This window comes from Paenibacillus marchantiae, assembly GCF_028771845.1.
Taxonomy (GTDB): domain Bacteria; phylum Bacillota; class Bacilli; order Paenibacillales; family Paenibacillaceae; genus Paenibacillus; species Paenibacillus marchantiae.
In genome coordinates this window covers 5639143-5652844 of sequence record NZ_CP118270.1, presented here as the reverse complement: position 1 = coordinate 5652844, position 13702 = coordinate 5639143, and the positions used below count along the sequence as shown (strand labels likewise).

At 46.6% G+C, this 13702-nt stretch carries 12 protein-coding genes; all 12 read left to right on the top strand.

Annotated elements, in window-relative coordinates; translation table 11 throughout:
• Positions 1–103 precede the first annotated feature (103 nt).
• The 12 genes from PTQ21_RS25350 to PTQ21_RS25295 all read left to right on the top strand — a co-directional run bounded on the left by PTQ21_RS25350 (position 104) and on the right by PTQ21_RS25295 (position 13623).
• Positions 104–1372, top strand: a complete 1269-nt coding sequence (locus PTQ21_RS25350; protein WP_274567545.1) for a CCA tRNA nucleotidyltransferase — start codon at positions 104–106, stop codon at positions 1370–1372.
• Positions 1359–2336, top strand: a complete 978-nt coding sequence (locus PTQ21_RS25345; RefSeq protein WP_063566793.1) for a biotin--[acetyl-CoA-carboxylase] ligase — start codon at positions 1359–1361, stop codon at positions 2334–2336. The genes PTQ21_RS25350 and PTQ21_RS25345 overlap by 14 nt, the downstream gene beginning before the upstream one ends.
• 330 nt (positions 2337–2666) lie before the next feature.
• A complete protein-coding gene (gene panB / locus PTQ21_RS25340) occupies positions 2667–3542 on the top strand; it encodes a 3-methyl-2-oxobutanoate hydroxymethyltransferase (RefSeq protein WP_063566794.1) in 876 nt (291 codons plus the stop codon).
• On the top strand, positions 3539–4435 hold the full coding sequence (gene panC / locus PTQ21_RS25335; protein WP_274567543.1) for a pantoate--beta-alanine ligase: 897 nt from the start codon (positions 3539–3541) through the stop codon (positions 4433–4435). Before panB ends, panC begins: the two co-directional genes overlap by 4 nt.
• Positions 4428–4811, top strand: a complete 384-nt coding sequence (gene panD, locus PTQ21_RS25330; RefSeq protein ID WP_274567541.1) for an aspartate 1-decarboxylase — start codon at positions 4428–4430, stop codon at positions 4809–4811. The genes panC and panD overlap by 8 nt, the downstream gene beginning before the upstream one ends.
• A 117-nt stretch (positions 4812–4928) precedes the next feature.
• A complete protein-coding gene (locus PTQ21_RS25325) occupies positions 4929–5552 on the top strand; it encodes a tetratricopeptide repeat protein (RefSeq protein ID WP_231952455.1) in 624 nt (207 codons plus the stop codon).
• A gap of 141 nt (positions 5553–5693) precedes the next feature.
• A complete protein-coding gene (gene dinG / locus PTQ21_RS25320; protein WP_063566797.1) occupies positions 5694–8555 on the top strand; it encodes an ATP-dependent DNA helicase DinG in 2862 nt (953 codons plus the stop codon).
• 226 nt (positions 8556–8781) lie between these two features.
• The gene (locus PTQ21_RS25315; protein ID WP_053780717.1) at positions 8782–9435 is read left to right on the top strand and encodes a redox-sensing transcriptional repressor Rex; all 654 of its coding nucleotides are present in this window, start codon (positions 8782–8784) and stop codon (positions 9433–9435) included.
• Positions 9422–10726, top strand: a complete 1305-nt coding sequence (locus tag PTQ21_RS25310; protein ID WP_090807375.1) for an amidohydrolase — start codon at positions 9422–9424, stop codon at positions 10724–10726. Before PTQ21_RS25315 ends, PTQ21_RS25310 begins: the two co-directional genes overlap by 14 nt.
• Before the next feature lie 41 nt (positions 10727–10767).
• Positions 10768–11298, top strand: coding sequence for a cell wall elongation regulator TseB-like domain-containing protein (locus PTQ21_RS25305; RefSeq protein ID WP_063566799.1), 531 nt, complete (start codon positions 10768–10770; stop codon positions 11296–11298).
• A gap of 302 nt (positions 11299–11600) precedes the next feature.
• Entirely contained in the window at positions 11601–12128 is a 528-nt protein-coding gene (locus PTQ21_RS25300) for a hypothetical protein (protein ID WP_063566800.1), read from the top strand.
• Entirely contained in the window at positions 12121–13623 is a 1503-nt protein-coding gene (locus PTQ21_RS25295; protein WP_091000277.1) for an AAA family ATPase, read from the top strand. Before PTQ21_RS25300 ends, PTQ21_RS25295 begins: the two co-directional genes overlap by 8 nt.
• Positions 13624–13702: the final 79 nt, after the last annotated feature.

The window sequence follows — 13702 nt, the reverse complement described above, 5'->3', positions numbered from 1 at the left end:
TAGGATTGTTCCATCTTGGAAATATATCTGTGTAAGCCACACCAAGCAACACGTAGTTATGGGGTGAGAGTAAGTGGTTCAATGGACACAGGTAGATCATGAAATGGCAAGACAAAGTGAACAGGTACTGCGAACATTAAATGAAACAGGGTACGAAGCTTATTGGGTCGGTGGTTGTGTGCGTGATGAACTGCTGGAACGTAGCGTGGATGATATGGATATCACCACGTCCGCTTCTCCTGAGCAAGTCATGGAACTGTTCGCGGATTGTATTCCTACGGGCCTCCAGCATGGAACGGTTACTGTACGTTCAGGAGGTTTTTACTTTGAAGTTACAACTTTTCGCACTGAATCTGAATATAAGGATAATCGAAGACCCACTGCCGTTCAATTTGTGCAGGATGTCAAAGAAGATTTGCAGCGGCGTGACTTCACAATGAATGCTCTCGCTATGGATCGTGACGGTAATATCGTTGATCCTTTTGGTGGACAATCGGATATTCAGGATGAACGGGTCAGGTGTGTGGGATCGGCGGCAGAACGGTTTGGAGAAGATGCGCTGCGGATGCTTCGCTGTGTTCGTTTTGCTTCAGTATTTGATTTCAAAATTGCCTACAACACCTGGAAGGGGTTAGTTCGACAAAAGGATCTGCTACAACATATCGCCATGGAAAGAGTACGTACCGAAATGGTGAAAATGATGGCAGGCCCCCATCCACTGCGCGGTCTGGAATTGCTGTTTCGCAGCCAGGCACTGGAGCATGTGAAGGCACCAATCTCCATGGAGCGATTCAATAAAGCCCTCATGTCCAATATGGAACAATTGAACCAAGAAAACGTTCTATTGCGCTGGTCCATGGTGCTGATTGCAGGCCATTATACCAGGGATGAAGCAGATGCTTTACTTCGAAAATGGACGTTTTCTAATGACGATCGTTCCCGCATTAATGGAGTTCTCCAGGTCGAACAGTTGATCCAGACTGTCGTACAAGAGCAGAAGGATGAAGAGACACTTCGATCAGAATGGATCGTAACTGTGCTGTCTGGAGGACGTCAGGCAACAGAGGACTGGCTCATCATTCAACAACTGCTACCAACTGGTTGGAGGGATCAAGAGGTTCTGCACGAAGAACAGATCGTATTAATACAATCACGAGGTGCAGCATGGAGTCAATCCATGAAGGTGCATGAACTGAAAGATCTGCATATTACGGGTGAGAACGTTTTGCAGTTACTTGGACGCAAGGGCGGACCATGGCTGGGACAACTAATGAAGCATCTCTTAAGAGAGACTGCGATCGGAAATATAGCGAATCAGCATGACATGCTGACCAACGAAGTAAAGCGGGTGGCTGCAGATGACAAAGCATGAGGAACTGTTACATATGTTACTGAATGCCGAAGGAGAGTTTGTGTCTGGTGAAGAGATTAGTCGCAACCTTTCCATTAGCCGAACGGCCGTGTGGAAGCACGTAAACAAACTGCGTGACATGGGTTATGAGTTTGAGGCCGTATCTCGCAAAGGGTATCGCTTGATCACGAAACCGGACAGTATCGATGCCACAGCGCTTCAGCTGGCATTGGAAACGACGGTGTTTGGTCGGAAGGCAATCATTCTGAATTCCACGTTGTCCACCCAAGGTGATGTTCAGCACATGGCTGAACAGGGGCAGGGCGAAGGGGCAGTGGTGCTGGCAGAAGAACAAACAGGTGGACGAGGCCGCTTTGGACGTAAATGGTTCTCACCACCTGGACGAGGCATCTGGATGAGTGTTCTAATGCGTCCGGAGCTTGCCCTGCAAAATACACCACAGCTTACGTTATTGACGGGTGTGGCGGTGTGTCGTGCCATTCGATCATATACAGGTGCTGATGCTGGGATCAAATGGCCTAACGATCTTTTGATTGATGGTCGTAAAGTATGCGGAATTCTACTTGAATCAACCGTCGAAGACCACGAATTACGCTACTGTATCGCAGGCATAGGCGTGGATGTGAACTTCGATCCTAAGGATTATCCCGAGGATCTGATAACAATCGCAACTTCGCTTAAGATGGAGACCGGACAAACTATAGACCGAACCAAACTTGCAGCGGCCATTCTCTCGGAATTGGAGCGTTTGTATTTTTTGTATCAAAAGGAAGGGTTCGGCGTGATCTCTTCGCTCTGGGAAGCTTTGTCCGTATCCATGAATCGTGAAATTAAGGTGGCTAATCCGCAGGGTATCATCGAAGGTACTGCCATTGGCCTTGATCCTTCTGGTGCATTGATTTTGGAGAAGAAAAACGGTGAGCGAGTATCGGTTTACTCCGGTGAAGTTTCATTGGTAAATTAAACAATTTGTCGAATTTACACCGTAAAAATGAACATAAGACGTGAACTTTGGGCAGAACTTTGGTATACTGTGTTCGTGAGGCGATATCGGCTAATGCAGACCGAATTGCACTCCGGCAATAGCATGCTTTGTTCTGCTTCAAAATGTTGCAGTGACAAGGCAGGAATGGTAGTAAAGTGAGTTGTTGGATTCTGCTCTGAGCCGAAGAGGACCGAGACAGAAGGGACGATCGCAAGTGACTCTTTTTTGACTTTTCGGGACTTTTTAGTGGAAACTAAAAGGTTTTTTTGTTGCGTTTAAATTGAAAAGATGAGAGGAGCCATAACGAAAATGGCAAACAAACAAGCATTGAATATTGTGAAAATGAAAAAATATAAGCAGGACGGCGTGCCGCTTAGCATGATTACAGCTTACGATTATCCGACAGCCCAATTGGCCGAGGAAGCGGGTATCGATCTAATTCTGGTTGGTGATTCACTGGGAAACGTGGTATTGGGTTATAACTCCACCTTGCCTGTTACGATCGAAGATATGGTGTACCATACACGCTCTGTAGTACGTGGTGCGGGAAATACGTTTATCGTGGCTGATATGCCCTTCATGACGTATCATGGTAGCTTGGATGAGACGCTTAAAGGTGTCCGTCGCCTGATGCAGGAAGGTCATGCACAAGCGGTCAAGATGGAGGGCGGTCTTGAAATCGCGGATACGGTAAAAGCGGTTGTGCAAGCCGGTGTACCTGTACTTGGACATATCGGACTTACACCGCAATCCGTGAATCAAATTGGCGGTTATCGTATTCAGGGCAAGGATGCTGCTGATGCCAAACGGCTGATGGACGAAGCCAAGGCGCTTGAAGCAGCTGGCGCTTTCGGCATTGTACTCGAACTGGTCACGGAAGAAGTGGCAAGAGCGATCTCGGAGGAATTGTCTATTCCTACGATTGGCATTGGCGCAGGTAGAGGGTGTGATGGTCAGGTACTGGTATTCCATGATGTGGTTCAGTATGCTTCCCCATACACGCCAAAACGCTTTGTCAAATCGTATGGAGACGTAGGTACATTGATTCGCAACAGCATCGAGTCCTATGTGAAAGAAGTCAAGGATCGCTCGTTCCCGGCACAGGAGCATGTATTTACCGCTGCTGACGGCGTTCTGGATCAATTGTACGGACATCGCAAAGAAAAGGTGGAGACCAACGTATGAAAGTGATACGGACAATCGCAGAATTAAGACAAGAGCTTAGCTTGAAACGTCAGTCGATTCAGTCCAGACAGTCCGTTGTAGGACTCGTGCCTACGATGGGATTTCTTCATGAAGGCCATGCAAGTTTGATGCAAGCGGCCAAACAACAGAGTGATATCGTGGTTTTGAGCATATTTGTAAACCCAATTCAATTCGGTCCGAACGAAGACTTTGACAGTTACCCTAGGGATGAAGCTAGAGATGTGGAAACTGCACGAGCAAAAGGGGTGGATATCGTATTTATTCCCTCTGTTGAAGAGATGTATCCACAGCCTACACAAACGACCGTATCGGTTTCCCGCTTAACGGATCGCTTGTGCGGTGCTTCTCGTCCAGGGCATTTTGACGGAGTGACTACGGTCGTGTCAAAGCTCTTTAACATTGTACAACCGCAGCGTGCATTTTTTGGCATGAAGGACGCACAGCAGGTAGCTGTGATCCAGCAGATGGTTAACGATTTGAACATGGCGGTTGAGATTGTGCCTTGTCCTATCGTTCGTGAAAGTGATGGCTTGGCGCTTAGTTCGCGCAACGTGTACCTCAGCACAGAACAGCGTCAGGAAGCTCTTGTTCTGTCCAAGGCTCTGCGTGAGGCACAGGAAGCTGTATATGCAGGGACGGCAATGACAGCAGCGGATATCCGCGTTATATTGCGTGAGAACATTGAACGTTCACCAATGGCCGTGATTGATTATGCTGAAATTCAGGCTTTTCCAAGTCTTGAGCCACTTTTGGATCAGGAAAAAGTTCATGGTCGTGACGATCTGTTGATCGCACTTGCAGTAAAATTCGGCAAAACAAGATTGATTGACAATATAAGGCTGCAAAAATCGGAGGTACTGTCCCATGTTTAGAACACTAATGAAATCCAAAATTCACCGGGTAACCGTTACGGAAGCAAACCTGAACTATGTGGGTAGCATTACCATAGATGAAGATCTAATGGAAACTTCCGATCTAATGGAAAATGAGAAAGTGCAAATTGTTAATAACAACAATGGTGCACGTCTGGAAACCTATGTCATTCCAGGCCCACGTGGAAGTGGAGTTATCTGTTTGAATGGAGCAGCAGCTCGCCTGGTACAGCCTGGAGATACCGTCATTATCATTTCATATGCAATGATGTCTCAAGAAGAGGCAAATAATCACAAGCCTACCGTTGTATTTGTAGATGGACAGAATAAACCTGTGCAAACGATGAAACACGAAGTTCATGCGACGATTATGTAATCGACTGGTAAGGGGAATGAAATCGACCCATTCTACAAAAAATGAGTACAGGTCACTGCACTAATCCATTTTTTCAAGGGTGGGGATGCATCGATGTTCCAGCATGTTTTCGCAGAAATGAACGACATGTTAGATGAAATTATCAAGCGCTACCCTTCTGCTGAAGGCCTAAGCAAACAGGAATTGCTGCAAAAGTGGAATTTGCTGAAGCGGATGAGTGACGGGATGATTGATGAGTGGCTGATGTTTGAAGAAAAAATGAGCCAGGTGAGGGAAAGGGAACTGGATAAGCCTGCTTCCCTCGAACCTGAACAGGAAGCTGTTACCGCACTGCCAGAACTGCATTTGGAGTGTTTCAGTCGCGGTCAGGGATATTTCAAACTGCAAATGTACCCGCAGGCGATTATGCAATTTTCTAGGGTTGTGACCGACTATCCGGAAAGTGCATTGACTCGTTTTTACCTGGCTCTTGCTCATCTCAACCTGGAACAAACCGAGGAAGCAGGAATACACTTGCAGCGGATCATGCATCTGAACGGTTCGCCGAGATTGAAAGGGTTGGTATGTAACGTCCTGGGCTGTATCGAGGCCAAGCTCGCGAATCCTGAAGGTGCATGTTCATTATTTGCGCAGGCGCTTCAGTATGACCCATCGTTGACCGAACCGCTGTATAACATGGAAGCTTGTCGTTTAAACAGCGGAAAATTGCAATATGCAAATCAGCTGACTGCCTTAAATTAGGACTATTCGGCGGCATTAAGACGGTGTTCCCTCCTCTGGCATAGCGGCGGGGACACCGCCTTTTTTGTCAGTTAATTTTCAAACGCCCTTTTTTTTGCTATGCTGTAACATAGACTGGAATGGAAGGGACCGTACATTGCAATGAAATTTGCCGTATTGGATTTCGAAACAACCGGCACGCAGTCCGACGGTGAGATTATACAGGCCGGACTTGCCATCATAGATCATGACTACAGCATAACTCAAATATATAGTTCTTATGTGAACCCAGGTGTACCGATTCCTCCGTTTATTACGGGGTTAACCGGTATTACCGATGAAGATGTGGCGGATGCTCCCTCATTGGAAGAGATGATGATGGAGATGGTTCCGCTGCTTGATGATGTGGTTCTTGTTGGACACAATGTTGCTTTTGATTTTCATTTTCTTCAAAATGCACTCGATCGATGCGGTTATCTGCCATTTACCGGACGGATCCTGGATACGATTGATTTCCTGAAGATCTCGTTCCCGTCACTGGGCTCTTATCAACTCGGTTATGTGTCTTCGGAATTCGGATTTCAGCATGACCGTCCTCATCAGGCAGACAGTGATGCTCTTGCAACAGCTTTTGTATTACTGAAGTGTCTCGATGAGCTGCGTGCATTGCCTCTGATCACGATTCAGCGCCTCAGTGACCTGTTTGCACCGGAAGACAGCGACTTGGGTTGGTTCTTCGATGGAATGCGTTCTGAGAAGGAAGCAGAGCCTATTCAGGATCTGGATGGTCATACGTATTACCGCCAGCTTGCCCTGAACGTGAGTGACTGGACCGATATAGGCTCACCACGTGATGAGCGAGAGGGTAATCCGCTGGAAGGCGTGAGTTTTGAGCAGTTTATGGATCAGGTTAGAGATAACCTGAAGGAGACGCTGGACCATTATGAGGAGCGTGAGGCGCAAACTCAAATGTTCAGCAGTGTACGACAAGCTTTGGATGAGGAGAAACATCTCTTAATCGAAGCTGGGACAGGTACGGGCAAATCACTTGGTTATTTGCTGCCTGCTATCTATGAAAGTGTAAAACAGGAACAGAAAGTCATGGTCAGCACACATACCATCAACCTGCAGGAGCAATTGAGAGAGCGGGATATTCCTATGCTGACCCAAGTGGTTCCGTTCCCGTTCAAGGCAGCGGTGTTCAAAGGACGTGGGCATTATCTGTGTCTGCGTAAGTTTGAGCATAAAATCAATAAACGTGAATTTGCTACACCGAAAGAGGATTACTTTACAGCGGCTCAGATGATTGTCTGGCTTACTCAGACGGAGACTGGAGACGACGAGGAGCTTAATCTAAGCGGGCGCGGAGGAGACTTCTGGGAGACGGTACAGAGTGAATCTGAGTCCTGTCTTGGACGTTCCTGTCCTTGGTTCCGCAAATGTTTCTATCACCGGGCCAAACATGAAGCCGGGCTTTCCGATATCGTCATTACGAATCATTCGAAATTGTTTACGGATGTCAAAGCAGCACATCAGCTGCTGCCAGCCTACGAAAGTCTCGTCATCGATGAAGCACATCATCTGGAGGACGTAGCAGGTAAGCACCTTGGTCTTCATATGAAATATTTCACGTTGGTTCATACACTGACCCGACTGTTTAAAGATAGCCGAAATGGCCAACTGCCTATGCTGCGTTCTCAATTGTCGGGTCATGAAAATTCGGTACAGTGGGGCTCCATGATTGATCAGATGTTCCCGCTTGCTGTCGAAGTTAAAGAGATGTGGGATCGACTAAGCGATGCATTGTTCGGACTGCTGCCTGAACGCAGCGATGCTTCTCCAGGCGAGACAGGACAATTCTCACTTAGACTGAAGTCTTCACAAAAACCAGCCAAATGGCAGGAATTGCAGGACGCTGAAAACCAAATTTATGTCACCCTAGGTGATTTGATTCGTAAAGGCGACAAGCTGCTGCTTGAAGTGAAAGAAGATCAGGACGATTATCAGTCCGATAGTCTGATTACGGATATCTCAGGTCTGCTCAAGGATTTGGCAACGATTAAGGATAATCTGCGGTTCTTCATGCGGATGGATGATGCCAATACCGTGTACTGGATGGAGGCCAGCGGCCAGTTCCGCAGTAAATCACTGCAACTCTATGCTGTTCCTGTCGATGTCAGTGCTCAATTGAAGGATATGTTCTTTGATAAAAAGAAAAGCGTTGTGCTTACATCGGCTACGCTTTCCGTTGACAAGTCATTTCAATTCATGATCGAACAGCTGGGTTTGCAGGAAGCTGCCGACAATAACCGTCTGTTAACGTCGATGCTACCTTCACCGTTCAATTATCGAGAACAAGCGCTGCTTGTCATTCCGCGTGATTTCCCAAGCGTGAAGGGCAGTGTAGGCGATGCACACTTTGTGGATATGCTCGTGCACTCGCTCGCGGAAACGGCTATTGCGACTCGTGGACGCATGATGGTGTTGTTTACCTCCTACCGCATGCTGCGACAGGTCTATGACCCGCTTAAGGAGGCTTTGTCAGGCAACGATATCTCTTTGCTTGGGCAAGGGGTGGACAGCGGCAGCCGTTCCAAGCTTACACGTCGGTTCCAAGATGCTAAAGCAACGGTGCTACTTGGCACAAGCAGCTTTTGGGAAGGCGTGGACATTCCGGGAGAGGCTCTGACCTGCCTTGCAATTGTCAGACTGCCGTTCCAGCCACCGAATCATCCATTAGTGGAAGCGAAGAGCGAGCTTTTGCAGCAGCAAAAGAAAAACCCGTTTATGAAGCTATCCGTGCCACAAGCCGTCATCCGTTTCAAACAGGGATTTGGCAGACTGGTTCGTACAGGCAAAGACAGAGGCATTGTGATTGTATACGATACACGCGTTATTGAAGCGTATTATGGCAAGTACTTTTTATATTCATTACCTGGTCCCAAAATGGAGCACATGCTTACAGAGCAGATAGTTCCACGCATTTCGGAATGGCTCGAGAGACCAACCGAAGAGCAACAATAACAGATACGCTCTGTAGCTTCCATTATTGCAAGACGCCAGTGATTGGCGGTAAAATTGAGTAATATCATGTATTCGTTTCATGGATATGCGAGTAAAGCGATTAAAGCAATTATCCATTATATAACAAGGAGCATCCTGTTTAATTCAGTAATCATTTTGCATCGTTTTAGACAGGGTGCTCATCTTTTCATCTATCTATCGTGGCCTTGGTAAGGGGGAGCAATGAATGAAATCAGATAAAATTTCGGAAGCCGTGGTGCGTAGATTACCTGTTTACTTGCGTTATTTGAATGAACTGCATCAGCGGGAAGTCAATACGGTTTCTTCACAAGAACTTGGACTGAGGCTGGATTTGAATCCGGCCCAGATTCGTAAAGACTTGGCTTACTTTGGTGACTTTGGTCGTAAAGGGATTGGATATGACGTTTCATATCTCATTGAGAAAATCCGCCATATTTTAAAAATAGACCAGCAGATCAATGTAGCTCTTGTCGGAGCAGGTAATTTGGGACATGCCTTGTCCAATTACAATGCCTATCTCAAAGACAACATGAAGATCGTCGCTGTATTTGATGCCTACGGTCCGAAAATTGGGAGTCAAATCAACAGTTTGACGGTACAACCGATGAATGAATTAACGGATTCGGTCAAAAAAGATAACATTCGTATAGGTATTATCACGGTTCCGGATACGGAAGCCCAAAATGTTGCAGATCAGCTGATTGAGTCAGGAATTGAAGCGATTCTGAACTTTGCGCCAACGATCCTGAAGACCCCGCCGCATATTCGCATTCATCATGCTGATTTTACGACGGATCTACTTAGCCTGGCTTATTACTTGGAGAATGGAAAGGACGACGAGGAAGATGACGACAAATAGATGGGTAATTCACAACGGCAAATTTGCCGTGAGTGAAGGTACGAATTGGAACGTGGTTCAAGGTTTTATGGTTGTTGAGAATGACAAGATTGTGCATATTGGTGAGACATTGCCGGAAGGAGACGAAAGCCTGACAAAGGTGGACGGAAAAGGACTGTTCTTCTTGCCGGGTCTGATCAATACGCATGGTCACGCGGCCATGTCGCTCCTCAGAGGCCATGGAGACGATCTGGCGTTACAAGTATGGTTGCAGGAGAAAATGTGGCCAATGGAAGCCAAAATGACGTCTGAAGACGTATATTGGGGCACATCACTTTCCGTGCTTGAAATGTTGAAGGGTGGAACAACAGCTTTCCTAGATATGTATGATCATATGGATCAGGTTGCGAAAGTGGTGGAACAATCCGGCGTTCGGGCTGCTCTGGCACGTGGGGTAATCGGGCTTTGCTCAGAAGAAGAACAACTGCGCAAGCTCGAAGAGTCCGCAGCATTTGCCCGTCAATGGAATGGACAAGCAGACGGAAGAATTACAACCGTAATCTCTCCGCACGCCCCTTACACTTGCCCTCCGGATTACATAGAGAAGCTGGTACAGGTTGCTCATGATCTGAATCTGCCTTTGCATACGCATATGTCTGAAACGCTTCGCGAAGTGGAACAGAACGTGGCTGATTACGGACTGCGTCCAGTCGCACATCTGGAGAAGCTAGGATTTTTCTCCCGTCCATCTCTGGTTGCACATGCGGTACATCTGAATGATGAAGAGATCGAGATTCTCGCAAAGCATGATGTAGCAGTTTCCCACAATCCAGGCAGTAACCTGAAATTGGCTTCGGGTGTTGCGCGTGTGCCTGATCTGTTGAAAGCAGGCGTGACTGTGTCTCTGGGAACAGACGGACCAGCAAGTAACAATAACCTGGATATGTTTGAAGAGATGAGATTGGCTGCGTTGATTCACAAAGGTGTGTCCGGTGACCCTACTGCAGTGCCGGCAGGGGAAGCGCTTCTGCTTGGAACTTCATATGGTGCTAAATCCATATTCCTGAACAATACAGGCGCTCTGCAAGTTGGCATGAAGGCTGACTTCATCGCGTTGAACATCGAACAGGCCCATTTCTATCCGCATACGGATCTGATTTCCCATACGGTCTACTCGGCATCGGCCAAAGATGTGGAGCATGTGTGGGTGGATGGTAAACAAGTGGTTAAACATGGCGAATGTCTTACGATGGATGAAGAGCGCATTCTGCGTGAGTCTCAGCTGGCATTTGACAGTTTGCTTGCCCGTTAATTACAAGGACAGCATCGTCATAGGGAAAGGAAGTTCGGCTTTTGAAGAAAAAAAAGAAGTGGATATGGATTTCGCTGCTGCTCCTGGTTCTGATTCTGTTTGGACTTCAGCGTTATTATGTCTATGTTACCCAGGATCAGCGCAAGGAAGAGGCGTTGGCCATACAGGCGGCCCAGGAACAGCTGGGGATTACGTCCCACGAAGAGCTGCGTAAGTATGTCTGGGGGCAGAAAGACGGCGGAGACAACATATACTGGACCCTGATCGGCAAAAATAAGGATAACCAGGATGTCATGGTGTGGATCAAGTTTGATGAGAATAACAAACCCGTGACGGGAACCAATGCAGTACACGGTGAACTGTTAAAGAACGGCATGAATGAAGCTCAGATTCGAAATCGGTTCAGCTCTGAAGTTCCCGGTGGGGAGATCAAACGAATCATGCCAGGCGTTGTGAATGGAATCTATGTATGGCAAGTGTATTATAATGATGATACTCACAACTATTATCGGTTTTACCGCTTCAGTAACGGGGAACAGGTGGATCTGGTCTATACGATACCAAATAGCTAGAATTAGCATAAATACTATCGTCCAAAAGAATACATTAAAGAACCGGCAGACGGAAACCCGACTGGTCCGGTTCTTTGGCGTACTTTGTTGATCATTTTGGATTTGAATAGTTAAAATTAATAATTTATTCATATTTTCGCCTTAGATATTGTATATACGATGTGATATACTCAAATATGTATTCAAGGATACATCATACACAAATAAATCCTGTTAGGCACATCACAGGACATTACGTACACATATTCATATTCTTGCCTACAAGTTATAGGATGGGCCAAAATTTAGGAGGGGTAACTCACTTGAAGATAAAAGTATTGCCTATTGCTCTAACTGCCGTCATTTCAGCCGTTGTGTTGTTTGGAGGTTGGTTTGTGTATCGTCATGTGGCTGTGCAAAGCCCAATTGAAAAGATGGTTACCCAGTACGATGGAGTCAATGATGTTCAATTAACTATTAACCGCAATGATGTACAGTTGAAACTCGATCTGCAGCCGGATGTTGATCTGGGCAGGTTGGTACAATATATTCACAAAGAAGGACAAACCTTGATTGGCACTCGTTCGTTGAAGCTGGATGTCGTGGATCATTCCAACGAAGCATTAGAGAGCTGGTGGGGAAGCGCGATGTTTACCGTAGCACAAGCGATGGAGAACAAGCAATACACCGAAATTACACCGACCTTGTCTAAAATGGCTACAAATGGGATCAAGGTAAATACAGCCATGGATGACAATAATGTATATGTCAGTCTCAGAGATGGAGATGCCAGTAAGTTTATTATTCTGCCGCGTGTGCCCGGTCAGATAGGAGTGTGGCCTAATGCCTAAATGGACGAAAGAAATTGCCATTGGATTTGTACCCGTATTAATTATCTTTCTCGCTTTTATCGGTGTAAACATGATTCCCATTCTGATCGCTGTAATGCTTGTGGGAGCTCTGCTGCTCATGATGCAAATGCGGGGTGGGATTACGGTGGGGGCAGGTCAGGAACGTAAACGCAAGAAAAAAGGCCCTTCCAAGCTGACTTTTGAAGAAATCGGTGGTCAGGAGAGTGCCAAGCAGGAACTGCGGGAAGCGCTTGATTTTCTCATTCGACATGAAGAAATTCAGAAGTTTGGTATTCGTCCTTTGAAAGGTATACTGCTTACTGGCCCTCCAGGAACTGGTAAAACCTTGATGGCCAAAGCTGCTGCTCATTATACCGACTCTGTTTTTGTAGCTGCTTCAGGCAGTGAGTTTGTTGAGATGTATGTTGGTGTAGGTGCAGGCAGAATACGTGATTTGTTCCGTGATGCAAGAACTCGCGCCGCTAAAGAAAATAAGGAAAATGCCATTATATTTATTGATGAAATTGATGTGATCGGTGGAAAACGGGAAGGCGGACAACAGCGTGAATATGATCAGACGCTGAATCAGCTGTTGACGGAAATGGATGGCATATACTCTTCCGAAACACCACGTATACTCGTGATCGCCGCTACGAACCGAAAAGAAATGCTGGATAGCGCGCTGACGCGTCCAGGTCGTTTTGACCGTCATATTCAGGTAGACTTGCCGGATAAGAAAGGCAGAAAACACATACTGGAGCTGCATGCAGTCAATAAACCTCTTCTGGAAGGGGTCAGCCTTGAGAAGACAGCAGAAGAATCCTATGGTTTCTCTGGAGCACAGCTGGAAAGCGTGATGAACGAAGCGGCAATTTACGCGATGAGAGACGGGCTGCTCAACATTGAACAGCGTCATCTGTCCCTTGCGATTGATAAAGTAATGATGGGTGAGAAGACAGACCGCGAATCCAGCGTGGAAGAGAAGAAAAGAGTGGCTATTCATGAATTGGGACATGCCATCATGGCTGAACTGGTTCGTCCTGGCAGTGTGAGTCAGGTTGCACTCAGCCCTCGTGGACAGGCCTTGGGATATGTACGTCATAACCCGCAACAAGAGCAATTTCTGTACACGAAGCGCTTCCTTGAAGAGCAAATCATGATTGCCCTCGGAGGTGCAGCAGCGGAGGAAATGTACTACGGTGGACGCAGTACAGGATCACGCAATGACTTTGAGCAAGCAACGAATGTGGTACAGACGATGATGGCTTCCGGCCTCACAACGTTGGGTATTGTTAACATGGATATGGTCACTACGGAAGAATTAATGCGGGAGAACAAATTGATCCTGCAAGACCTGATGGAACAGACCAAACGATTGCTTGAAGAACAGCGGACAATTTTCGACAATTCCCTCGACACGTTGCTCAGGGAAGAAGTATTGTCTGGCGATCAATTTCGTTGTCAATTTCGTGACAGCGCCCTTTTACCGGCATAATTTATTTATGTCGGTTATTTTTTTTTACATTTCAGTCGTGCTAAGATATTATTATATGTTGGGTCGAAATTTGTAATTT